24 protein-coding genes and 1 tRNA gene are annotated in these 21270 nt (G+C 71.5%); 9 read left to right on the top strand and 16 right to left on the bottom strand.

Annotation, left to right across the window (positions count from 1 at the left end; genetic code table 11):
* Window positions 1–19: 19 nt before the first annotated feature.
* From ACSHT8_RS24450 to ACSHT8_RS24415, 8 genes are all read right to left on the bottom strand, one after another.
* Window positions 20–175: a hypothetical protein gene (locus ACSHT8_RS24450; RefSeq protein ID WP_436493234.1), complete on the bottom strand. Its 156-nt coding sequence runs from the start codon at window positions 173–175 to the stop codon at window positions 20–22.
* A 53-nt stretch (window positions 176–228) separates the two neighbouring features.
* A complete protein-coding gene (locus ACSHT8_RS24445; protein WP_436493233.1) occupies window positions 229–1644 on the bottom strand; it encodes an aminopeptidase P family protein in 1416 nt (471 codons plus the stop codon).
* An 88-nt stretch (window positions 1645–1732) separates the two neighbouring features.
* Window positions 1733–2581, bottom strand: coding sequence for a hypothetical protein (locus ACSHT8_RS24440; protein ID WP_436493232.1), 849 nt, complete (start codon window positions 2579–2581; stop codon window positions 1733–1735).
* Window positions 2565–3134 (bottom strand): hypothetical protein, encoded by a 570-nt coding sequence (locus ACSHT8_RS24435; protein ID WP_436493231.1) that lies wholly within the window; start codon window positions 3132–3134, stop codon window positions 2565–2567. Before ACSHT8_RS24435 ends, ACSHT8_RS24440 begins: the two co-directional genes overlap by 17 nt.
* A gap of 88 nt (window positions 3135–3222) precedes the next feature.
* A tRNA-Ser gene (locus ACSHT8_RS24430) sits at window positions 3223–3312 on the bottom strand.
* A 101-nt stretch (window positions 3313–3413) separates the two neighbouring features.
* Window positions 3414–3617, bottom strand: a complete 204-nt coding sequence (locus ACSHT8_RS24425; RefSeq protein ID WP_436493230.1) for a CsbD family protein — start codon at window positions 3615–3617, stop codon at window positions 3414–3416.
* A gap of 87 nt (window positions 3618–3704) precedes the next feature.
* Window positions 3705–4163, bottom strand: a complete 459-nt coding sequence (locus ACSHT8_RS24420) for a nucleoside deaminase (protein ID WP_436493229.1) — start codon at window positions 4161–4163, stop codon at window positions 3705–3707.
* On the bottom strand, window positions 4160–4645 hold the full coding sequence (locus ACSHT8_RS24415) for a tRNA adenosine deaminase-associated protein (protein ID WP_436493228.1): 486 nt from the start codon (window positions 4643–4645) through the stop codon (window positions 4160–4162). The genes ACSHT8_RS24420 and ACSHT8_RS24415 overlap by 4 nt, the downstream gene beginning before the upstream one ends.
* A 77-nt stretch (window positions 4646–4722) precedes the next feature.
* Here ACSHT8_RS24415 and ACSHT8_RS24410 point away from each other — a divergent pair, with 77 nt between their 5' ends.
* Both ACSHT8_RS24410 and ACSHT8_RS24405 read left to right on the top strand, forming a co-directional pair.
* Window positions 4723–5931 (top strand): M20 metallopeptidase family protein, encoded by a 1209-nt coding sequence (locus ACSHT8_RS24410; protein WP_436493227.1) that lies wholly within the window; start codon window positions 4723–4725, stop codon window positions 5929–5931.
* A gap of 14 nt (window positions 5932–5945) precedes the next feature.
* Window positions 5946–6926, top strand: a complete 981-nt coding sequence (locus ACSHT8_RS24405) for a prephenate dehydrogenase (protein ID WP_436493226.1) — start codon at window positions 5946–5948, stop codon at window positions 6924–6926.
* An 8-nt stretch (window positions 6927–6934) separates the two neighbouring features.
* Here the strand turns inward: ACSHT8_RS24405 and ACSHT8_RS24400 are convergent, their stop codons facing one another.
* The 4 genes from ACSHT8_RS24400 to ACSHT8_RS24385 form a co-directional block, all read right to left on the bottom strand.
* The gene (locus tag ACSHT8_RS24400) at window positions 6935–8899 is read right to left on the bottom strand and encodes a hypothetical protein (RefSeq protein ID WP_436493225.1); all 1965 of its coding nucleotides are present in this window, start codon (window positions 8897–8899) and stop codon (window positions 6935–6937) included.
* Between the two features lie 55 nt (window positions 8900–8954).
* On the bottom strand, window positions 8955–9593 hold the full coding sequence (locus tag ACSHT8_RS24395; RefSeq protein WP_436493224.1) for a putative glycolipid-binding domain-containing protein: 639 nt from the start codon (window positions 9591–9593) through the stop codon (window positions 8955–8957).
* On the bottom strand, window positions 9590–9793 hold the full coding sequence (locus ACSHT8_RS24390) for an antitoxin (RefSeq protein ID WP_436493223.1): 204 nt from the start codon (window positions 9791–9793) through the stop codon (window positions 9590–9592). The genes ACSHT8_RS24395 and ACSHT8_RS24390 overlap by 4 nt, the downstream gene beginning before the upstream one ends.
* 153 nt (window positions 9794–9946) lie before the next feature.
* Window positions 9947–11122 carry a thioester domain-containing protein gene (locus ACSHT8_RS24385; protein WP_436493222.1) on the bottom strand — a complete coding sequence of 392 codons (1176 nt, stop codon included), beginning with the start codon at window positions 11120–11122 and terminating at the stop codon, window positions 9947–9949.
* A 425-nt stretch (window positions 11123–11547) separates the two neighbouring features.
* Here ACSHT8_RS24385 and ACSHT8_RS24380 point away from each other — a divergent pair, with 425 nt between their 5' ends.
* Window positions 11548–12180: a hypothetical protein gene (locus tag ACSHT8_RS24380; protein ID WP_436493221.1), complete on the top strand. Its 633-nt coding sequence runs from the start codon at window positions 11548–11550 to the stop codon at window positions 12178–12180.
* Here ACSHT8_RS24380 and ACSHT8_RS24375 read toward each other — a convergent pair.
* Window positions 12161–13786, bottom strand: coding sequence for a DUF885 domain-containing protein (locus ACSHT8_RS24375; RefSeq protein WP_436493220.1), 1626 nt, complete (start codon window positions 13784–13786; stop codon window positions 12161–12163). The genes ACSHT8_RS24380 and ACSHT8_RS24375 overlap by 20 nt on opposite strands.
* A 47-nt stretch (window positions 13787–13833) precedes the next feature.
* On the opposite strand from ACSHT8_RS24375, the gene ACSHT8_RS24370 reads away from it, so the two are divergent.
* Window positions 13834–14286, top strand: coding sequence for an SRPBCC family protein (locus ACSHT8_RS24370; protein ID WP_436493219.1), 453 nt, complete (start codon window positions 13834–13836; stop codon window positions 14284–14286).
* On the opposite strand, the gene ACSHT8_RS24365 is transcribed toward ACSHT8_RS24370, so the two are convergent.
* Window positions 14240–14968, bottom strand: coding sequence for an SGNH/GDSL hydrolase family protein (locus ACSHT8_RS24365; protein WP_436493218.1), 729 nt, complete (start codon window positions 14966–14968; stop codon window positions 14240–14242). The two genes, ACSHT8_RS24370 and ACSHT8_RS24365, sit on opposite strands and share 47 nt — an antisense overlap.
* Complete coding sequence (locus tag ACSHT8_RS24360) at window positions 14968–15441, bottom strand: GbsR/MarR family transcriptional regulator (protein ID WP_436493217.1); 474 nt, start codon at window positions 15439–15441, stop codon at window positions 14968–14970. The genes ACSHT8_RS24365 and ACSHT8_RS24360 overlap by 1 nt, the downstream gene beginning before the upstream one ends.
* Window positions 15442–15516: 75 nt before the next feature.
* On the opposite strand from ACSHT8_RS24360, the gene ACSHT8_RS24355 reads away from it, so the two are divergent.
* From ACSHT8_RS24355 to ACSHT8_RS24335, 5 genes are all read left to right on the top strand, one after another.
* The gene (locus tag ACSHT8_RS24355) at window positions 15517–16407 is read left to right on the top strand and encodes an ABC transporter ATP-binding protein (protein WP_436493216.1); all 891 of its coding nucleotides are present in this window, start codon (window positions 15517–15519) and stop codon (window positions 16405–16407) included.
* Window positions 16407–17990 carry an ABC transporter permease gene (locus ACSHT8_RS24350; RefSeq protein ID WP_436493215.1) on the top strand — a complete coding sequence of 528 codons (1584 nt, stop codon included), beginning with the start codon at window positions 16407–16409 and terminating at the stop codon, window positions 17988–17990. Before ACSHT8_RS24355 ends, ACSHT8_RS24350 begins: the two co-directional genes overlap by 1 nt.
* A 90-nt stretch (window positions 17991–18080) precedes the next feature.
* Window positions 18081–19319 carry an MFS transporter gene (locus ACSHT8_RS24345; protein WP_436493214.1) on the top strand — a complete coding sequence of 413 codons (1239 nt, stop codon included), beginning with the start codon at window positions 18081–18083 and terminating at the stop codon, window positions 19317–19319.
* 125 nt (window positions 19320–19444) lie between these two features.
* Complete coding sequence (locus ACSHT8_RS24340; RefSeq protein ID WP_436493213.1) at window positions 19445–19621, top strand: hypothetical protein; 177 nt, start codon at window positions 19445–19447, stop codon at window positions 19619–19621.
* A gap of 51 nt (window positions 19622–19672) precedes the next feature.
* Window positions 19673–20191 carry a hypothetical protein gene (locus ACSHT8_RS24335; RefSeq protein ID WP_436493212.1) on the top strand — a complete coding sequence of 173 codons (519 nt, stop codon included), beginning with the start codon at window positions 19673–19675 and terminating at the stop codon, window positions 20189–20191.
* Window positions 20192–20254: 63 nt separating this feature from the next.
* On the opposite strand, the gene ACSHT8_RS24330 is transcribed toward ACSHT8_RS24335, so the two are convergent.
* On the bottom strand, window positions 20255–21259 hold the full coding sequence (locus ACSHT8_RS24330) for an asparaginase (RefSeq protein ID WP_436493211.1): 1005 nt from the start codon (window positions 21257–21259) through the stop codon (window positions 20255–20257).
* Between the last annotated feature and the right edge of the window lie 11 nt (window positions 21260–21270).

Genomic DNA, 21270 nt, shown 5'->3' with positions numbered 1-21270 from the left:
GGTGTCGAGAAACGAGCGATCAGTTCTCGTCGTCCGGCGCGGCGTGATCGGCCTTGCCGGGGTTGGGATCGCGGGACAGATCGATCAGCGGGTGCCGCTCAGCGCCGTCCGGCGCGGCATGCCTGCCGACCTTGACTTCCGCCCCGGTCTCCTCGCGAGTGTCGTGATCGGACACGTCGCCCTCCTTAGCTCCCCTTGACTAACTGCACTCCAAACAGACGCCAGAGGTTACCCCCGATGGGTCCGAACCCAATCCGAGATGCCGTCACGGGTGATGGGCAGTGCGTCCGACATCACGTCGGCACCGTCCGAAGTGACCACGAGGTCGTCCTCGATGCGCACGCCGATCCCGCGCAGCTCCGGCGGCACGGTCAGGTCGTTGGGGTGGAAATACAGTCCGGGTTCGACGGTCAGCGCCATGCCGACCTCCAGCACGCCCTCGTTGTACGCGCCCGCCGTCGAGTTGGCACAGTCGTGCACGTCCAAGCCGAGGAAGTGGCCGACCCCGCAGGCGATGTAGCGGCGGTGGTGCTGGCCAGCCGGGTCGAGCGCCTTGTCGACCGACCCCGGCAGCAGGCCCCAGTCGTGCAGGCCCTCGGCGAGCACGCGCATCGCGGCCTGGTGGAACGCGGCGTACTCGCGGCCCGCGCGCACCTCGGCGATGGCGGCCAGGTGGGCCGTGTGGACCAGGTCGTACACCTTGGCCTGGGCGTCGGTGAACTCGCCGGTGACCGGGAAGGTGCGGGTGACGTCGGCGGTGTAGAGGGTGTTGGCCTCGACGCCCGCGTCGAGCAGCACCAGCGAGCCCTCGGTGACCGCGCCGTCGTTGCGCGTCCAGTGCAGGACCGGCGCGTGCTCCCCCGCGGCGACGATCGAGTTGTAGCCGACCCCGTTGCCCAGGGTGCGGGCGCGCCGGTCGAAGGTGCCCTCCAGCCAGCGCTCGCCGCCGCCGCGCACCGCCTCCGGCAGCTCGCGGGCCACGTCGGCGAAGGCGACGACGGTGGCGTCGACGGCGGCGCGGAGCTGGCCGATCTCCCAGTCGTCCTTGATCCGCCGCAACTCGGACAGGACCGTGCGCAGCGCGCCGCTGTGCGCCCCGGCCAGCGCGTCGAGCATCGGCTCGACCCCGCGCGCGGCCAGCACGCCGGGCAGCTGCCCGCGCAGCGCCCTGGGGAGTTCCTCCAGCGGCCTGCAGATGATGCCCAGCGCCTCGGACCACTCGGCGAGGCCGGGGACGGGACCGTTCCACAGCTCGCCGTCGCGGGCGTTGGCGAAGAAGTCGGCCTCGGCAGGCCCCGCGGGCTCGCGCAGGTGCAGGACCGCGTCGTGGCCGTCGCCGGAGGGGTGCATGACGAGCACGGCGCCCTCGGCGTAGCAGCCGGTGAGCCAGGCGAAGTCGCTGTCGGCGCGGAACTGGTAGTCGGTGTCGTTGGCCCGCACCGGCGCGCGGCCCGCGCCCAGCGCGATGCGCTGACCGGGGAACGCGGCCGACAGCCTGGCCCGGTGCGCGGCGGCGGCCGCGGCTGCCCCGGGCACGGGGCGGACCCGCCGGTCGGCCGGGCCCCAGTCGTCGCGGATGTAGTCACGGAAACCTTCGGCTTCCACCAACTTCGACGGATCGCGTCGAGCCGGGCGGTCGCTCATGGCACACCTCTCTCGTCAGGCACGTGCCCCCACCAAAGCACAACCGGCCCCCGCCGTTCGACGGGGGCCGGTTGTGTCCATTGTGGAGTCAGTAGTCGGTGCGGCTGACCTTGCCGCGCAGTTCCTCGGTCTGGATCACCCAGAACACCGCGAACTCGGCGATCAGGCCCGCCTCCAGGACGAACAGCCAGTGCCCGAACCCGGCGAACTTGGCGATGAGGCACGCGACGAGCGTGACCGCCATCGCATAGCCGACGAGCGCGTACCGGTTCGTCGCCACCTGGGCGGTGCGCGTGTGCCCCTGCTTGCGCGCGAAGCCGATGGCGTTGACCACGACGACGCCGATGATCCCGGCGAACAGGGCGATCGCGGACACGGCGTGGCCGATGCGCTCGAAGGTGTCCGGCCAGCCGAAGAAGAACACGGTGCCCGCGACGAGCACGACCAGCGTGACCGCGACGGAGATCCTGGCGAACTTGCTCAGCGGCCTGGTGGGGTTCTTGCGGACCCACTTGACCACCAGCGCCAGCAGCACCGCGACGAACCCGACGACGAGCAGCACCAGCACGTTGTTCCACACGGCCGCCGAGAGTTCGTCCGGCGTGGGCACGTTGCTGGCCTTGCAGGTCTCATCGATCGTCGTCGGGACGAACGCCACGACGAGCGCCATGAACCCGGAGTAGTCGAGCAGAACGTTCTCGGTGTCGGTGCTGCCCCGATAGATGATCAGGCAGACGCCGATAGCGCACAGCGCGCCCACGAACACCGCGCGTGCCGCCGTGTAGTAGTAGGCGCTGATGGAGTGCTGCAGGCAGTCCGGCTCGCTGGCGAACACCTGGACGATCACCGACAGGAACAGCAGCACCACGAGCAGGACCATCGCCAGCCGCAGAGCCAGATACGTCTGCTGGACGTTCTCGCTATTGCTCTCCGCCATTTCCAACCCTCCTTCTCCGGATCAGCGCGACCACACCGCCCGCGGCGGCGAGCCCGGCTGACGCCACGAAACCGAGGACCTTCACCACGACCACCACACCCGCGACGGCGAGGGCGGCCCGCGAAGGATCGGGATAGGTGCGCAACGCGACGAACACCAAGGTGTCCTCCAGCGCGTCGAACACGGCGGTGCCCACCGGCACCATGGCGAGCCCCGCCGCGAGCCGTCCCCTGCCGAACCCGGCGTAGACGGCACTGGCGAGGGCCAGGCCGTAGATCAGCAGGTACCCGACGTCGGCGAGCTGGAAGTAGTCGTAGTGCCGCCGTCCCGCCTCGCCGAGATCGTGGAGGACCTGGGCGCCTTCGGCCGAGCCATAGCCCGTCCAGCGCACGTCGAGGATCTTCGTCCTGGCCAGGTCTTCGATGTAGACGGTTCCGAATGGAACCCAACGCCCGCCGATCAAGATCGTCATGACGACGGCCGCGCCGATCACGGCCGGAAGCACCCAGCCCCTGGATGTTCGGCCGAGAACCTGGTGGACGGGCGACTTCATGTCGCCCTTGATCGTAAGTCCGGGTGGATCACCTGGCTACACACAGCGAAGCGCCGATCCCGAACTGCAACGGGACCGGCGCTTTGGCTGGCGGTGGCGGTGGGATTTGAACCCACGGACGGGGTGAACCGTCACGCGCTTTCGAGGCGCGCTCCTTCGGCCGCTCGGACACGCCACCGCAGAAGAGATTACAGATCTGATTCCAGATCCGTCAGCGGGGGTGCCACAACGACCCGCGGGTCCGCCACCGGCCGGTGGCGGACTCGCGAAAGTCGGGAACTAGTCCAGCTTGTCCTTGGCCTTGCCCAGGGCTTCCTCGGCCTTGTCGCGGACGTCGTGGCCCGCTTCCTTGACCTCACCCTTGACCTGGTCGGCGCGGCCGGAGTTCGCGAGCGACTCGTTGCCGGTCATCTCGCCGATCTTCTCCTTGGCGTCACCGATCAGCTGCTCGGCCTTGTCCTTGGCCTTGTCGAAAACGCTCATCGGACTCTCCTCCCTGTCCGAGGGCGCGACGCCCTCACCAGAGGGGTGTCCTACATTCGGAGCAATCCCACATCTTTGTGATGCAAGTCACATTCGATGGTTGGCGAAGAAGGACTCCAGCAGGGCGGCGCATTCGGCCTCCAGCACGCCGCCGACGACCTCGGGGCGATGGGTCAGCCTGCGGTCGCGCACGACGTCCCACAGGGAGCCGACCGCGCCGGTCTTGGGCTCCCACGCGCCGAAGACGACCTTGGCGACCCTGGCCAGGACCAGCGCGCCCGCGCACATCGTGCACGGCTCGACCGTCACCGCCAGCGTGCAGCCGGTGAGCCGCCAGCCGTCACCCAACCGGGTGGCGGCGGCGCGGAGCGCGAGGATCTCGGCGTGCGCTGTCGGGTCGCCGAGGGCTTCGCGGGCGTTGGCGGCCGCGGCGAGCACGTTGCCATCTGGGCCGAACACGACCGCGCCGATGGGGATGTCGCCGGTCGCCGCCGCCGCTTCCGCGGCCACCAAAGCGGCGCGGACCTGGGCTTCCTCGGAGATCACTGCAGGATGGTGTCGAGGTGCTTGGTGAACTCGTCGGCGAAGCCGAGGCGCTGGGCGATCATCTGCAGCTGCTCGTCGGGGTACAGGTCGATCTCGTCGATGATCACCTGCATCTCCGGGGCGGGCAGGCCGAGGTCGGCGAGGATGTCGAGCGAGCCCTCCGGCCACACCTCGTCCTCGTCCTCCGGCGGGTCGACCCGCAGCAGGTCGAGCGCGTCGGCGGCGATGTCGTAGTCCAGCGCGGCCGCCGAGTCCGACAGCAGCAGCGAGACGCCGCCCGGACTGGGCCTGAGCAGCAGGAAGAACTCGTCGTCGACCGCGAGCAGCCCGAAGACCGCGCCCGTCGACCTGGTCTTGCGCAGCTCGGTGATCGCCGCGTCCAGCTCCCGCAGCGCGGCTCCGTCCATCGGGTCGCAACGCCATTTGCCGTCCTCGCGGACGACCGCCACTCCGAAGCCCGTAACCGGCTCCTGCTCCGCCATGGCACCACCGTATTCCGATCAGCGGTCACCCGGAAGAAGCAGTCCCCCTAACTGGGGGTCAATGACACTATCGAGAGATGAAGAAGCAGCCCGACCCGAGGTTCAGCGGCCTGTTCGAAGCCGCCCGAGCGCTTCAGCCCAACACCGTCGCCCTCCGCCGACAGCTGCACAAACACCCCGAGCAGGGGCTCGAACTGCCCAACACCCAGGCCGCCGTGCTGCGCGCGCTCGACGGGCTCGACCTGAAGGTCCAGACCGGCGCGGCCGTCGGCTCGGTCGTCGCCGTGCTCAACGGCGCCCGCCCCGGCCCGACCGTGCTGCTGCGCGGCGACATGGACGCGCTGCCGCTCACCGAGGAGACCGGGCTGGAGTTCGCCTCGGTCGAGCCCGGCACCATGCACGCCTGCGGCCACGACACCCACGTCGCGATGCTCGCCTCCGCCGCCCGCCTGCTGCACGACCGCCGCGACACCCTCGCCGGGCAGGTCGTGTTCATGTTCCAGCCGGGCGAGGAAGGCCACCACGGCGCCCGGTTCATGCTCGACGAAGGCGTCCTCGACGCGGCGGGCACGCCGGTGGAGAAGGCGCTCGCACTGCACATCACGTCCAAGGAGCAGTCCGGGGTGATCCGGTGCAGGCCGGGTCCGATCATGGCTGGCGCCGACTCGTTCCACGTGGTCGTCACCGGCAAGGGCGGCCACGCCTCCACGCCCGCCGACGCGATCGACCCGGTGCCCGCCGCCGCGGCGATGGTCGGCGCGCTGCAGACCGCGGTGACGCGGCGGATCAGCGTGTTCGAGCCCGCGGTGGTCACCGTCGCCCACATCACGGCGGGCACGACGTCCAACATCATCCCGGAGACGGCGACGCTGGAAGGCACCCTGCGCACCCTGTCCGAGGCGACGCGCAAGACGATGATCGAGGAGATCCCGCGCGTGTGCGCCAACATCGGCGCGGCGCACGGGTGCGAGGTCGAGGTGGTGGTCAAGCCCGGCTACCCGGTGACGATCAACGACGCCGACGTCGCCGCGCGGGTGGTCGAGCTGGTCGGCGAGGTCGGCGGACAGGCCAACGTCATGCCCAACCCGCTGATGGGCGCCGAGGACTTCTCCTATGTGCTGCAACGGGTCCCCGGCGCGATGGCGTTCCTCGGCGCCTGCCCGCCCGGCGTCTCACCCGCCGACGCGCCGCCCAACCACTCCAACCGCGTGCTGTTCGACGAGGCCGCGATGGCGCACGGGGTGACCGCCTACGCCGCGTTCGCGCTGGACGCACTGCGTCCGTAGTGCAGGATGTGCCGATGCGATCGGTGTGCGTGATCGGCCTGGGACTCATCGGCGGCTCAGTGCTGCGCGCGGCGGTCGGCGCGGGCAGAACCGCCTGGGGCGCCACGGCTTCGGAGCCGGACGCGGAGGCCGCCGCCGCGTCCGGCTTCTCCGTCGTCGCGCTGGAGGACGCGCTGCGGCGGGCGGTCGCGGAGGACGCGCTGGTCGTGGTGGCCGTGCCGCTGACGGCGGTCGACCAGGTGTTGCGCAAGGTCGCGGAGGTCGCGCCGGAGTGCCTGCTGACCGACGTGGTGAGCGTGAAGACGCCGGTCGCGGAAGCCGTCAGCCGATACGCGCCGACGGTCCGGTACGCGGGTGGTCATCCCATGGCGGGCACGTCGTCGTCCGGCTGGTCGGCGGGGTCGGCGGAGCTGTTCCAGGGCGCCGCGTGGGTGGTCACCACCGACGACGACACCGACCTCGCGGCCTGGCGCGCGGCGGCCGACCTCGCCCTGGACTGCGGCGCCCATGTGGTCCCGGTGTCCTCGGGCGAACACGACGCGGCGGTCGCGCGGATCTCGCACCTGCCGCACGTGCTGGCCGCGGTCCTGGCGGCCTGCGGGGCCGACGGCGGCCCGCTCGCGCTGTCGCTGGCGGCCGGGTCCTTCGGCGACGGCACGCGCGTGATGGGGACGCGGCCGGAGCTGGTGCTCGCGATGTGCGAGGGCAACCGGGCGGCGCTGCTGGACGCGGTGGACGAGGCGTTGGGACGGTTGGGGGCAGCTCGGGGCGCGCTGGCCTCGACGGGCGCGCTACGGGCGACGGTCCAGGCGGGGCACGAGGGTCGGGCGGCGTTGGACGCGCGTCGGGGGGCGAAGTCGATCCGGGTGATGGTGGATCTTGAGGATGGGGACGTGCTGGAGGAGCTGTCCCTGATCGGCGCGGACGGCGGCCGGATCGTCGGGTTCGACGGCGCGATGGCCATCGCGGACGTACCGAACACCGCCTCGCCCTGACGTCGGGGCTAGATCGTGAACGGCGCGTAGGCCACGGCGAAGGCCGCGCGCGCGTCGACGCCGATCGCCTTCACCTCGATCGTGTGCGAACCCTCCCCCAAGCCCGTCGTGTTCAGCGCCAGCCGCCAGATCCCCGCGACGCCGGGGCCGTCGGCGACCGTGGGGATGCCCGCGATCTTCTCCCCGTCCAGCCGCACCTCCACGCCCGCCAGCCCCGCCAGCTCACCGCCGAGCCGCTGACCGCCGGGACCGTCCGCGGCCACCTCCAACACCAGCCGCCCCCGGGGCACCGCCGCGTCCGTGGCGAGCGGCTGGCCCGCGGAGTCGAGGAACCGCGCCGACGGCCTGGCCAGCGCCAGCCTGGTGCGCGGCAGCGGGACGTCCGTGCCGGAGCCTGCCGCCGCCGACACCGCGCCCGGCGGCGCGACCAGCTCGATCGACGCGCTCACCACGCGGGCCGCCCCCTCGCCGCGCCGGAACGGGCCGCGGACCCGCACCGGCAGGGTGTCGCCGTCGGACCGCAGGATCAGGGCTTCGGCGGGCAGGTCGGCCACGATGGGATAGCGCACGCCGCGGATCAGCGGCTGCCCGGCGATCGCGGGCCGCGCGGGGAACTCCTTGCCGCCGACGTCGATGGTGAACTCTTCCGCGGCCGGGATCGGGTTCGTCGGCACGAGCGTCACCCGCAGCTGCCCGCCGACCGCGCCCTCGACCCGCGCGCCACCGGACGGGCTGGTCAGCTGGGTGCCCGCCTCGACGATCACTCGCCCGGTGTCGAGCACGGGCGGGGCCACCAGCACCGGCGGCGCGGTCTCGGCGCCGAGGAAGCCGACCACGTCGACCGCCGCGTGCAGGCCACCCGGGCCGCCGATGAACCCGAGCAGCGCGGTCGCCTCGCGCCAGGCCGGGAGCACGTCACCGCCGCCGACGACCTTGCCGTCCTGCAGGAGGTGGACCCCGTCGGTGCGGAACACGACCTCCCAGCGCGTGGAGATCCCGATCTCGGCGGGCGCCATCGGCGTCACCGCGACCGGCTTGCCCAGCCGCGCGGTCCCCGGCGGGACCAGGACCTGCGCCGCGGGCACCTGGCCCCCGACGATCCGCACCCTGATGGAGCCGGGCGGGAGCCCCGGTTCGTCCCGCGCGAGTCCCGGCGCGCCCGCGTGCGTCGAGCCGTTGACCGGCCCGACCAAGTCGACCGGCCCCGGCGCGAAGTCGATGGTCAACTCGCCTGCCTGGCCGGGATGGTCGGTGCCGAGCACGAGCCTGCCGAACTCGCCGTCGACCGGGGTGTCCCGCAGCCGGAACGGCGCGCGCGACCGCAGCACCACCGGCTCGGCGCCGCACTGGCCGCTGACCACCATCCGCTTGCCGTCCTGGCCCTCGCCGCGGGTGGCCCGGCCGCAGTCGGACGTGCCCGCCACCCGCCACCGCGACGGCTCCGGCACCACCCGCGAGGCGAACCGGTCGACGAACGTCCACGGCGGCTCGCTGTCCGGCGCCTTGGGCGTGCCCATGGTCAGCGCGGGCATCGAGCGCTTGCCGAACGAGTCGATCGTGCGCACCTCGATCTGGTAGGGCACGTCATTGTCGAGCGCGTCGAGCTGCGCGACGGGCTGGGACAGCAGGCGCACGTTGTTCAGCGTGCCGTCACGTCCCCAGCGGATCTCGTACCCGGCCGCGCGCTCCGGCTCCGGCTGCCCCGTCCGCTGCGGCCCCCACGCGACCAGCAGCCGCTGCGGGCCTGCCTCGACCGAGAGACCCGCGGGCTGCGCGGGCGGGTTGCCGGGCGACGGGATGACGACGGTGTCCCCCGCGAACTCCTTGACCGTGGTCTGCGGAGGGGGGACGGGCTTGGGCTGGTCGACGGCCTGGTCCGGCGAGCGCAACACCGCCACGGCACCCCCGATGACCACGACACCCGCGACGATGATGGCGGCGCGGCGGAGCAGTTTGGGGCGGGGTTGATCCACCGGGCCAACGTAGGGCCGGTGTGGGCGCGGTCACGGTTTTGTTGCCGAGCCGATATCAGACGCGGGTGGCCACACCCGGGAAGTCGACGACGACGCCGTCGGTGTCGACGACGAGTTCGGTCGTGACGCCGTCCTGCGTGAAGGCGATGACCGCGCCGGAGTCGTCGATCGACACCGTGCGGTAGGTCTGGCTGACCAGGCTGACCGCCAGGTCGGGCACGCGCACCCACACCACGGGCAGCACCACCTCGGAGGGCGCCCGGTGCAGGCCGAGCCTGCGGATCGGCAGCGTGTGGAAGGTGACCGCGCCGCCGACCGCGACCGTCAGCGACCCGTCGAACTCGTCGCGCCGGGACGCGCCCGCGCGGTCGACCAGCCAGGCACCGTCCTCGGTGCGGCTCAGCGAGATCTGGCGTTCCTCTTCTGCCGTGGTGGTGCGCAGCAGCAGCCGCCCGGCCGTCTCCCCCTTGTCGACCGACGCCTCGAACGACGCGCTGAACGCCTCGACGTCGGCGTCGGCGGCCGCGATGAGCCTGCCCGAGGCCAGCAGCCGCGTCTCGGCGACCAGCAGCCGCACGGACTCCAGCCGCGGCGGGTCGACGCGCTGCCAGGTGTGGACGCTCGGTTTCCGGGCAGCAGACGAGCGGGTCCCTCCCGGAGGAAGGACCCGCTCGCCCGACTCGCCTAAGTTCACGCCTGGGTGCCCTCACCGGCGGCGGGCTTGTCCGGGATCATGTCCTGGATCTTGTCGACGACCCCGTCGACCTGCTCGTCGTGGCCGAACTTGCCCTTGACGAACTCGCCCGCCTTCTCGACGCCCTGCTCGATCTTGTCCCCGTGCTGCTCGACAAGGTCTTCCGCCTTGTTCTTCAGCTCGTTGAAGTCGATGCCCATCGGTGCTCCTCACGCACTCACGAGACCTGCTGTGCACCCTGCACGCAGAGTACCAACCGGGAACCTACCGATTTCCGCCCAGTTCGCGACTCGACCCGACGGATGAGTGAGGCCCCTCCGAGCGTCTCGGAGGGGCCTCGGCTCACTGGACTATCAGGCCGCGCGGCGGCGGCGCTGGTAGATCACGGCACCGGTTCCGGCGCCGACGAGGCCGACACCGATCAGGACCGGCAGCAGGATCGACGCGCCGGTGTCGGGCAGGTCGCTGCCCTGGGGAACCGGGGTGGTGGTCGTCGTCGTGGTGACCGGCGGGGCCGTGGTGGTCGTGGTGACCGGCGGCGTGGTGGTGGTGACCGGCGGGGTGGTCGGGGCGATCTTCCAGTCGCCCTTGGCACCGGCCTCGACCTTGAGCACGTGCGAGTCGGCCACGATCAGCGACTGGCCGCGCTTGTTCTCGTCCTTGACGACGAACAGGCGACCGGTGTCGACCTTCGACTGGCCCTTGAGCTTGAAGTCGCCCTCGCCCGCCTTGGCGTCGGCCGGGACCTTCAGGAACAGCTCGGTGCCGTCCTTGATGTCGGCGGCGGCGATCTCCTTGCCGTCCTTGTCGGTCAGCGTGACGCCCTCGGGCAGGTTCTTCACGATCTCGGTGACGCCGCCGTTGGTGCTGACGGTGAACGGGCCGACGAGCTTGCCCGCCTCACCGGTCTGCGACTCGGGGCTCACCTGCAGCGCCGGGTTGGGCTGCTCCTCGATGCCGGTGTTGGCCTCGCCGACGAGGTAGTTGTAGAGCGCGAGGACGTCCTTCTTGGCGTCATCGCGGGTCGGCGTCGGGTTGTCCTTGTTCAGGTCGACACCGTCGCTGAAGTGCCACACGGCGGCCTGGGTCGCGGAGATCGCCTCGCGCTCCTCGAGGCCGTCCTCGCCCCACTCGACGCCGGGGATCTTGTTCAGGTCCTCGAGCGACTTGCCGGGGAAGCCGTTGTGCAGCACCCAGTTGATCTTCGCGCGGTTCTTGTCGAAGTCGCCGTCGCCCGGGTAGGCGTCCCAGGGGACCTCGACCATGTCCTCGTTGATGATCAGGTTGACGTGGATCTCGACGCAGTAGACCCGCAGGGTCGTGCCGTCGCTGAGCTTCAGGGTGAACAGCGTCGGCTGGATCTCGCTGAGGTTGCCGTCGCCCATCTTGACTTCCCAGCCCTCGGCCTTGGGCTCGTGCTGAGCCTGACCGGTGACGGGGTCCGCGGCCGCGGGGAGGGCGGCCAGCATCAGGGTGGCGGCTGCCGTGGCGATCGCGGCGCCAGCGCGGCGGAGGGTGGAACGGCCCATGACTCTCCTTGAACGGGTCCGACGTCGATCCTTGACAAGCTGGATGCGGCGCGGAATCTGGAGGAGCCCGCCGCCACCGATTGGCCGGAGATCAACTCACCCGATTGGGGTGATCACCGTCGATCAGTGGCGCGGACTCTACCGAGTGTTGTATCCGCTCCCTCATCGGGGGGACATTCCGTGTTGTTACGTTCGCGATCAGGTGACAATGTCCACGAAGGACACTCTCCGAAACCGGGTTCGGCCAGGTCGGAGGCGCGTTAGGGTCATCCCGTGAGCGGTTGGCAGAACGACGACCCGCTGCGCGAGCAGCCTTTGATAGCGGATTTCCGACATCTTCGGCATTCGCCGAATCTCCCGGCCGGGCACGCTCGTTATTGCCCGCCATCCTCGGTATCAGCGCCATCACGATCATTGTCGCCACTGTGATCACTATCGTTTTGCTGAACCGCAATGGCGGTAGCCAGCAGACCGCGCCCAGCACCAGTTCCAGCGCCCCGCCGACGACAACATCGACGTCACCCCGGACAACAGCCCCCAAACCAGGGCGAATCGACAACGCGCAGGCCCGGCTGACCTACCAGGTCCCCGACGACTGGCGGACGAGCGACCGGACCGTCGAGGTGCTCGGCGTCCGGTTCGGCGGCATGGCCGCCTACGGGCCATATCAATGCGGTAACAACCCCTACACAAGGTCGTTCGCGGTCGGCGCGGCGACTCGCAGCAAGTCCGACAAGCCACTCGACCCCGGCCAAACGGCGGCAACCTTCGCCAAGGCGTTCGGCGAGCGCTTCCACGCGGGCGCCGAGATCGCGGCGCCGACGAGCAAGCCCGGCGAGGACGGCGCGGTCGTCGTGACCGTCAAGATCACCGCCGAGGGCGAGTGCGCGGCCCGCGCCGCCGAGGTCACGGTCCTGGCCGTGCCCCTCAGCGACAAAGAGGTGGCGCTGCTCGTCGTCACCAGCGACCTGGAGGGCGGGCCAGACGAGCCGCCCGCACTCGACGCCAAGGTCGCCCGCCAGATCGTGGAGAGCGCGGCTACCCTTCCCAGCCGGTGACGACCTGGTCGAGCACCGACAGCGGCAGCGGGCCCCCGCCGAGCACCAGGTCGTGGAACGCGCGGATGTCGAAGCGGTCGCCGAGCCGGGCCGTGGCCGCGGCGCGGATGCGCTGGATCTCCAGCCGACCGACCATGTAGGACAGTGCCTGCCCCGGGTAGGCGATGTAGCGGTCGACCTCGTTGCTGATCTCCAGGTCGGACACCGGCGTGTTCTCCCGCATGTAGGCCACCGCCTGCTCGCGGCTCCACCCCTTGGCGTGCAGACCGGTGTCGACCACCAGCCGTGCCGCGCGCAGGGAGTCCATGGCCAGCATGCCGAGCCGGTCGACGTCGCTGGAGTACAGGCCCATCTCCTCGGCGAGGCGCTCGGTGTAGAGACCCCAGCCCTCCGCGTAGGCGTTGACGTCGGCCAGTTTGCGCAGCAGCGGCAGGCCGGTCAGCTCCTGGGCGATGGTGAGCTGGAAGTGGTGGCCGGGCACGGCCTCGTGGAAGGCGGTTACCTCGGAGGTGAACCGGTCACGCTCGTGGGCGCGGTCGGTGTTGGCGTAGTAGATGCCCGGCCGGGAGCCGTCGAGCGACGGCGACATGTAGTAGGCGGCCGGTCCGCCGGGCGCCTGCGCGGCCGGGACCGGTTCGAGCTGACACCGCTGCGAGGGGAACCTGCCGAACCACTTGGGCGCCTCGGCCTCGGCGCGCTCGATCGCCGACCGCGCGTGGGCCAGCAGTTCGTCGGCGTCGCGCCAGCGCAGGGCCGGGTCGCTGATCAGCCGCTGGAAGACCTCGGCCTGGTCGGTGACGCCCCAGACGCGGTCGCCGAGTTCGGCGTACTCCTCGCGCAGCCCGGCGATCAGGTCGAGGCCGGTCTGGTGCAGGTCGTCGGGAGTGCGGTCGGTCGTCGTGTGGACCCGCGACAGTGCGGCATAGGCGGCCTCGCCGTCGGGCAGCGCGCACAGGCCGGGCCGGTCGTCGGGGCGGCCGTGCTGGGCGATCTCGTCGACGAGCGCGGCGCGGTAGCGGGCGAACGCGGGCCGGACGACCTCGGCGACGACCCGCTCGCGCTCCTCGGCCAGCGGCCCCGACTGCCCGAGCAGCGGGTCGGCGTCGGCGGCGAGGTAGCGGTCGAGCTGGGCGACGGCGTTGTCGACGAGCCGCCGCACCGGCACCCGACCGGCCGCGACACCGCCGCGGTGGCGTTCGAGATGCGCGTCGAGGAAGGCGGGCACGGCGCCGAGCCGGGTCACGTACGCCCGCGCGTGCGCCTCATCTGTCAGGGCCAGCATCGGCAGGAAGGTCAGCATCGAGGACGCCGCGCCGTTGAACAGGTCGGTGACGGTGTACTCGACTTGGCGGGAGTCGATCCGGTCGATCTCGGCCTGGGCCTGCTGGGCGATCACCTGCGCGGTCACGTCGTCGGACCCGCCCGCGCGCGCGGCGATGTCGGCGCACTTGGCGCGCAGCGTGGCGGCGGCGGCCTCCGACGGGTCGGCGAGGCGCTCGTCGTAGCCCGGGATGCCGTGCAGGCTCGCGGACATCGGTTCGGCGTCGAAGAGCACGTCGAGCAGTTCGTCGGCCAGCGCCGTGACGTCATTCACCCCGGAGGTCATGCGACGAGGCTACGCGGATACCACTGTTCGATGTCACGATGTGGCGCATGGTCGAGCACCGAAGCACGTATGCCTTCGAGGTCACCGCGAGCAGCACCGCGGACCCCGCCACGATCTTCGCCCTGGTCGCCGACGGTGGCCGCTGGTCGGAGTGGGCGAAACCGCTGGTCTCCTACTCGAAGATGGTGCGCGCGGGCGAGTCAGCCCCAGCCGGGGTCGGCGCGGTGCGGGCGCTGGGCCACAAGCCGGTGCTGGTGCGCGAGGAGACGCTGGAGTACGAGCAGGACCGGCGCCACCGCTACGCCCTGCGCACCCCCGGCCCGATCAAGGACTACATCGCCGAGATCACCCTGACCCCGCGCGAGGGCGGCGGCACCGACCTGGTGTGGCGCGGCAGCTTCGGCGAGCGGGTGCCCGGAACGGGTCCGGTGCTGCGGCTCGGCATGAACAAGTTCATCGAGGCGCTGACGAAGAAGCTGGTGCGGGCCGCGGAGCGCTGACCGTGTCGGCCAGCCCGTCGGCCCACAGCGCGTAGCCGCGCTCGGACGGGTGGAAGCGGTCGGCGCAGAACAGGTCGCCGTCGAGCAGTTCCGCGGGCAGCGGCACGTGCGCCACGCCCGGCACGCGGTCCGCGATCCGGGCGGCGGCTGCGTCGAGTTCGGCGGACCGCAGGCCGAGGACCGTCCGCATGGGGCGGGGCAGCGCGGGGAACCGGTCCATCGGCGGCACCCCGGCGAGCACGATCCTGCCGTGGCGCCGACGCAGGTCGACGACGAGACGCAGCAGGTCGCGGGTCCAGCGGGCGGCCGAGTGGAACTCGATCACGTCGTTGACGCCCAGCACGACCACCACGACGTCGGCCGGGTCGAGCGCGTCGGCCAGCTCGGTGCGGGTGACGTGGGCGTTGGCGCCGATCCGCGCGGACACCTGCCAGCGCACGGCGAACCCGCGTCCGGCGACGGCCTCGGCCAGCCTGCCCGCGAGCCCGACATCATGGGTGCGCGCGCCTACGCCCGCCGCGGTCGACTCACCGAGCACCGCGAGGCGGAACGGCGCACCGGACCCGGTCGTGCCGCTGACCGGTCCTTCGGCGCCGGGAAGGCGCGGAATGGTCCGACGCAGCAGCAGACCTTGCGCGGCGAGGACCGGCAGCAGTGCCGCTGTCGCCAGCGTCGCCCGCATCAGCGGCCCTCTTCCTGCGCGCGCCAGCGTTCCATCAGCAGCGGTGTCTCCTTCTTGAGGAACTCGAAGAACCGGCGGGTGTCGTCGATCCGCTTGCCCGCGCGGGTGTCGGTGCCCAGCGCGTCGGCCCCTTCGGCGAGCGCGGCGTTCCAGGTGTCGTAGAGCTTGTCGCGGTTGGTGATCGCGTCGAGCCAGGTGTCGTCGTCCACCGCGTAGTGGTCGCGCCGCTCGCCGGGTTCGCGGCGCTTGTGGACGAGGTGGACCTGGTCGAGGTAGCGCACGGCGCCGGAGATGGCCGCGGGGCTGACGTTGAGCGCTTCGGCGAGCTCCCCGGCCGTCATCCGGCCGGAGTCGGTGGCCAGCAGGCGGGTGAAAACGCGGGCGGGCATCCGCGCCATGCCCGCGTCGGCCAGCAGCAGGGCGAACCGCTCCACGAACCTGGCCACCGCGTCGTCTTGGGATCTGTCGGTCACGTGCTCACCCTCTCACGCCATCCTTACGAGTTCTTAATGTTCACAAATTTGTGAAATGAGAGTAGCTTCTGAACCATGACAACCGCAATCTCGGTGTCCGGCCTGGTCAAGACCTTCGGCCGGACCCGCGCGCTCGACGGGCTCGACCTGACGGTGCGGACCGGGGAGGTCCACGGCTTCCTCGGCCCCAACGGGGCGGGCAAATCCACCACCATCCGCGTCCTGCTCGGCCTGCTGCGCTCCGACGCGGGCTCCGCGACGCTGCTCGGCGGCGACCCGTGGAAGGACGCCACGGCCCTGCACCGCAGGCTGGCCTACGTGCCCGGCGACGTGTCGCTGTGGCCGAACCTGTCCGGCGGCGAGGTCATCGACCTGCTCGGCAGGCTGCGCGGCGGGCTCGACCAGCGCAGGCGCGCCGACCTGTTGGAGCGCTTCGACCTCGACCCACGCAAGAAGGGCCGCACCTACTCCAAGGGAAACCGGCAGAAGGTCGCCCTCGTCGCCGCGCTGGCCTCCGATGTGGAGCTGCTGGTCCTCGACGAGCCGACGTCCGGATTGGACCCGCTGATGGAGGCGGTGTTCCAGGAGTGCATCGAGGAGGAGCGCGACCGGGGCCGCACTGTATTGCTCTCCAGCCACATCCTCGCCGAGGTCGAGACCCTGTGCGACCGGGTCAGCATCATCCGCGCGGGCCGGACCGTCGAGACCGGCACGCTGTCGGAGCTGCGCCACCTCACCCGCACCACGATCACCGCCGAGCTGGCCACGCCGCCCAACGGGATCGCCACGCTGGCGGGCGTGCACGACGTGAAGGTCAACGGCAACCACGTGTCCTTCGACGTCGACACCCGCGAGCTCGACGCCGCGCTGAAGGCGCTCACCAACTCCGGGGTGCGCTCGCTGACGAGCCAGCCGCCCACGCTCGAAGAGCTGTTCCTGCGCCACTACCAGGAAGAAGTCGCCTGATGACCGGGACATGGCAGCTCGTCCGGCTGGCGCTGCGCCGCGACCGGGTCATCCTGCCGATCTGGATCCTGCTGCTCGGGCTGACCCCCATGAGCACGGTCGCGGCCTACGAGCAGCTCTACCCCGACGCGGCGTCCCGGCTCGCGCTGAGCGTCGGCGCGGGGGCGAACCCGTCGATCGCGGTGATCTACGGCCCGGCCTACGACCTGACCACGGCGGGCGGGTTCACCGCGTGGCGCTACGGGCTGTTCCTCGCGCTGTTCGCCGCGCTGATGAGCGTCTTCACCGTCACCCGGCACACCCGCGCCGAGGAGGACAGCGGCAGGCTCGAGCTGATCGGGTCGGCGGTGGTCGGCCGGTACGCGGCGCTGACCGCGGCGGTGGCTGTCGCGGCGGGGGCGAACATCGTGATCGGGCTGGCCGCCGCGGCGGGGCTGGCCGGGGCCGGGCTGCCCACGTCCGGGTCGTTCCTGCTCGGGCTGGGTGTGGCGGGCGCCGGACTGGTGTTCACCGCGATCTCGGCGGTGACCGCGCAGCTCACCGAGTACTCGCGCTCGGCCAACGGGATCGCGTGCGCGGTGCTGGGCGGGGCGTTCCTGGTGCGCGCGGTCGGCGACTCGACGGCGTCGCTGTCGTGGGTGTCCTGGCTGTCGCCGCTGGCTTGGCCGCAGCGGGCGAAGCCGTTCGTCGACGACAACTGGTGGCCGCTGGGGCTGGCTCTGGTCGGGGCGGGCGTGATCTTGGCCGTGGCCTACCAGCTCGTGCCGCGACGTGACATCGGTGCCGGTCTGTTCCCCGCGCGGCTGGGTCCGGCGAACGCGCCCGCGTCACTGTCAAGCCCGCTGGGGCTGGCGTGTCGGCTGCAGCGCGGCTCGCTGATCGGCTGGACCATCGGCGCGGTGATCGTCGCGGCGGTGTTCGGGTCGATCGCCAACGGCATCAGCGACCTCGTCGGCACCAGCGAGCAGGTGCGGCAGATCATGGAGCGGATGGGCGGGGCGCAGAGCCTCGTCGACTCGTTCATCGCCGCGATCGCGCAGATGATCGGCATCGTCACGGCCATGTACGCGGTGCAGGCGGCGCTGCGGGCGCGGTCGGAGGAGACCGCGGTGCGCGCCGAGCCGGTGCTCGCCACGGGGACCTCGCGGGTCGCGTGGGTCGGCAGCCATCTCGCGTTCGCCGTGGTCGGGTCGGCGGTGCTGTTGGGTGCCGCGGGGCTGGCGATGGGCCTGGCGCACGGGCTGCGCGTCGGCGATCTCGGGCAGGTCGGCGGGATCGTGGCCGGGTGCCTCGCGCAGCTGCCCGCGGTGTGGGTGGCGGGCGGCGTCGCGGCCCTGCTGTTCGGACTGCTGCCCCAGCTCACCACGGTCGCGTGGGGTGTGGTGGCGGTGTTCGCGTTGATCACCCTGTTCGGGCCTGCCGTCCAGTTGGGCCAGCCGGTGCTGGACGTCTCGCCGTTCACCCACGTGGCCAAGATCCCGAGCGCGGAATTCACCGCGACGCCGTTGCTGTGGCTCGCCGGTACCGCGATCGTGCTCTTCGGGGTCGCAGTGGCTGCTTTCCGGCAACGCGACGTCGGATGATGGAATGCGCGGACCCACTCGCGGGTTACCCGATCGGGTGAACCCAACGGTGGGTGTACGCTGACGATTTGGGGGCGGTCCCGGGTGACGGTGTCGACGCTGGAAAAACCCGAGACGCTGCCCCGCGAAGTGTGGGTGCTCGTCGCGGCGAACTTCGTCATCGCCATCGGGTTCGGGCTGGTCGCGCCCGCGCTGCCGACCTTCGCCCGCAGCTTCGACGTCAGCGTCACCGCGGCGTCCATCGTGGTCAGCGCGTTCGCGGTCGCGCGGCTGGTGTTCGCCCCCGCCGCGGGCGCGCTGCTCAGCCGGATCGGCGAGCGGCGGGTGTATCTGACGGGCCTGCTGATCGTCGCGGCGAGCACGGGGGCGTGCGCGTTCGCCAACGAGTACTGGCAGCTGGTCACGGTGCGCGCGCTCGGCGGCATCGGGTCCACCATGTTCACCGTCTCGGGTGTCGCCCTGCTGGTGCACCTGACGCCACCCACCGTGCGCGGCAAGGCCACCGGCCTGTGGGGCACCAGCTTCCTGCTCGGCACCGTCGTCGGCCCGCTGGTCGGCGGCGGCCTCATCACGATCTCCCTGCGCGCGCCGTTCATCGCCTACGCGGGCGCGCTGATCGTCGCCATCCTGATCGTCTGGCTGTCGCTGCGGAACTCGACCCTGATCGCCGACGCGAGCGAGAACCCGCACCCGGAGCTGCCGCTGCGCACGGCCCTGCGCGACAGCGGCTTCCGCGCCGCGCTGGCGTCCAACTTCGCCAACGGCTGGGCCGCGTTCGGCGTGCGGGTGTCGCTGGTGCCGCTGTTCATCACCGAGGTGCTCGACCGCGAGGACTCCTTCGCCGGGACCGCGCTGGCGGTGTTCGCCGCGGGCAACGTGGTGATGCTGATGGTGTCGGGCAGGCTGTCGGACCGGTGGGGCCGCAAGCCGCCGGTCCTCATCGGACTGCTGGTGGCCGGGGTGGCCACGATGGCGGTCGGGTTCACCACGTCGGTGCCGATGTTCCTGCTGGTTACGGCCGTGGCCGGGCTCGGAACGGGCATCCTGTCGCCGCCGCAGAGCGCCGCGGTCGCCGACGTCATCGGCAACAAGGCCCGCGGCGGCCAGGTGCTCGCCGCGTTCCAGATGGTCGCCGACATCGGGGCCATCTGCGGCCCGATCATCGCCGGGCTGCTGGCGGACAACCTGTCGTACACGGCGTCGTTCCTGGCCACGGGTGGTCTGCTGGTGGTGGCCGCGCTGATCTGGCTGCCCGCGCGCGAGACCCTGCCGCGGGTCACGACCCCGCACCCGACCCCCGCCGAGGCCATGGCCACCGAGCTTCCCTGACCGTCACTCGCTGTGTCCGGATTGCTCCGAAGGGGCGGAATCCGTCGATCCGGACCGGCAACGGCGCCGAAGGTCGTGCACCCGGGCCTGCCAGGTGGGAACCTGGGAACAGGGCGGTGATTGGTATGGCGACGGCATTGTGGGTGGTGACCGCGGTGGTGCTCACCGCCTTCATCATCTGGCGCCTGCGCCGCGCCAACGCCACCCTCGCCGCCATCCTGCGCGAGGAACCCGCCGACGACTTGGAGCCCGCCGAAGTCGAGCAACCTCCGCACAAGGTCGGCCGCCACCGCAAGCGCTGAGCCTGTGGATAACTTCCGATGCGTGTCCGCCCGAGCACGTACCGTGACGCCATGGCCTTCACCATGGAATACACCAGCACTGTCCACGGCGTCACGTACGCCCTGACCGCGGTCGACAACGGCGCGGCCGTCGACCTCGACCTCGTCGGCACCGGCGACGCGGGCGAGATAGTCGCCGAAGGGCAAGTCCGCCTCCCGCCCGGCGGCGCGACCGCCGCGGCCGGCCTTATCCGAACCGCACTGACCGCCATCGCGACGTTCGAGGGCCGCCGCCCCCGAACCCGCGTAGGCAACTCCCACGCCCGCTGGACCCAACCCGACGACGAATCCCTCCGCACCGACTGGCTGTCCTACCCACCGTCCACACCAGCCACCACCGCGATCCGCGAACTGGCGGCGGCCCGCAAACGCTCGTCGGCCGCCATCCGCGCCCGCCTGGGCCGCGTCGGCTGCGACCCCGACGTCGCGGGCCGCCTGCTGACCGCGGAGACGGCGTCCTTGGTCGGCCGCAACGCGGTGGCGGGCGAGATGTTTATTGCCGATGTGGAGGCCGCGCCTGGACTCCCGTAGCTGTTAGGTCGCCGTCCCCAGGTGGTGCACAGCCTGTGGATCACCTGGGGACCGCCGCCGCCGTCAGTCGTCGTGGTGGTCCGGATGCCCAGCCGCGTAGGCGAAAGCGCCGCGAGCCATGTCTGGATGCTTGCCGCGCGAAAGCACGTGGTGCAGCAGGATCCGCGCCTTGAGCGGGTCAAGGAATCCCGCCGGGATCAGCCCCCGACTCAGCAGATCCGACTCCGACCCAGGGAATCCGTAGGTCTTCGTCAACACCGCCCCCGCCCCCGTGCGCGAAGCCAGCACCACCGGCATCCGCGCCGCCAGCTCCGTCAGCTTCCCGACCACGGCCTCCGGCACGTGCCCGGCCCCGAACGCCGCCACCACCAGCCCGTCCACCCGCTCCCCCACGGCGTCGAGCACGGTCCCGTCGTCGCCGAGGCCCATGGTCACCAGCCCGACGGTCACCGCCCGAGGCTCCCCGTCGAACCGGTGGGTCACCCGGCACGCGGGCCGATTCAGCACGCGCACCTCTCCTTCGACCACATATCCCAACGGCCCACCGTTAGGAGACTCGAACGCCGCCCCTTTGCTCGAATGCACCTTCCGCACCCGATTCGCCGCGTGCACCTCATCGGCGAGCACCACCAGCGCACCAAGGTTCTTCGCCTGCTTGCTCGCCGCGACCTGGACCGCGGCCAGCAGGTTGGCGGGCCCATCCGCCCCGGCCATGGTCGGGTTCCGCATCGCCCCGGTGACCACGATCGGCCGCGACCCGGTGTGCGAGATGTCGAGCAGGTACGCGGTCTCCTCGATCGTGTCGGTGCCCTGGACGACCACGACCCCCGCCGCCCCACCCGCGAACCGCGCCTCGATCGCCCCGGCGAGCTCGTAGAGATCGGCGAACGTCAGCGAAGCCCCCGGAACCCGCCGAAAGTCCGCCACTTCGACGTCGATCCCGGTCGCGGCGAGGCCGGGCACCGCCGCCACCAACTGCTCGGCCGAGAGCGCCGGGACCACACCCCCGGGACCGGCCGCGGTCATCGCGATCGTCCCGCCCAACCCGAACACGACCACGTCACCCATGGCACTCCCTC

The sequence above is a fragment of the Actinokineospora sp. HUAS TT18 genome (genome assembly GCF_051364635.1).
Lineage (GTDB): Bacteria > Actinomycetota > Actinomycetes > Mycobacteriales > Pseudonocardiaceae > Actinokineospora.
This window is presented reverse-complemented; position numbering and strand designations above follow the sequence as displayed.

Coding starts and splice junctions, on each gene's coding strand:
- ACSHT8_RS24355 (WP_436493216.1), top strand. CDS start 15,517: ATGACAACCGCAATCTCGGTGTCCGGCCTGGTCAAGACCTTCGGCCGG.
- ACSHT8_RS24435 (WP_436493231.1), bottom strand. CDS start 3,134: ATGAAGTCGCCCGTCCACCAGGTTCTCGGCCGAACATCCAGGGGCTGG.
- ACSHT8_RS24350 (WP_436493215.1), top strand. CDS start 16,407: ATGACCGGGACATGGCAGCTCGTCCGGCTGGCGCTGCGCCGCGACCGG.
- ACSHT8_RS24330 (WP_436493211.1), bottom strand. CDS start 21,259: ATGGGTGACGTGGTCGTGTTCGGGTTGGGCGGGACGATCGCGATGACC.
- ACSHT8_RS24370 (WP_436493219.1), top strand. CDS start 13,834: ATGGTCGAGCACCGAAGCACGTATGCCTTCGAGGTCACCGCGAGCAGC.
- ACSHT8_RS24425 (WP_436493230.1), bottom strand. CDS start 3,617: ATGAGCGTTTTCGACAAGGCCAAGGACAAGGCCGAGCAGCTGATCGGT.
- ACSHT8_RS24385 (WP_436493222.1), bottom strand. CDS start 11,122: ATGGGCCGTTCCACCCTCCGCCGCGCTGGCGCCGCGATCGCCACGGCA.
- ACSHT8_RS24445 (WP_436493233.1), bottom strand. CDS start 1,644: ATGAGCGACCGCCCGGCTCGACGCGATCCGTCGAAGTTGGTGGAAGCC.
- ACSHT8_RS24340 (WP_436493213.1), top strand. CDS start 19,445: ATGGCGACGGCATTGTGGGTGGTGACCGCGGTGGTGCTCACCGCCTTC.
- ACSHT8_RS24405 (WP_436493226.1), top strand. CDS start 5,946: ATGCGATCGGTGTGCGTGATCGGCCTGGGACTCATCGGCGGCTCAGTG.
- ACSHT8_RS24335 (WP_436493212.1), top strand. CDS start 19,673: ATGGCCTTCACCATGGAATACACCAGCACTGTCCACGGCGTCACGTAC.
- ACSHT8_RS24365 (WP_436493218.1), bottom strand. CDS start 14,968: ATGCGGGCGACGCTGGCGACAGCGGCACTGCTGCCGGTCCTCGCCGCG.
- ACSHT8_RS24375 (WP_436493220.1), bottom strand. CDS start 13,786: ATGACCTCCGGGGTGAATGACGTCACGGCGCTGGCCGACGAACTGCTC.
- ACSHT8_RS24410 (WP_436493227.1), top strand. CDS start 4,723: ATGAAGAAGCAGCCCGACCCGAGGTTCAGCGGCCTGTTCGAAGCCGCC.
- ACSHT8_RS24415 (WP_436493228.1), bottom strand. CDS start 4,645: ATGGCGGAGCAGGAGCCGGTTACGGGCTTCGGAGTGGCGGTCGTCCGC.
- ACSHT8_RS24440 (WP_436493232.1), bottom strand. CDS start 2,581: ATGGCGGAGAGCAATAGCGAGAACGTCCAGCAGACGTATCTGGCTCTG.
- ACSHT8_RS24390 (WP_436493223.1), bottom strand. CDS start 9,793: ATGGGCATCGACTTCAACGAGCTGAAGAACAAGGCGGAAGACCTTGTC.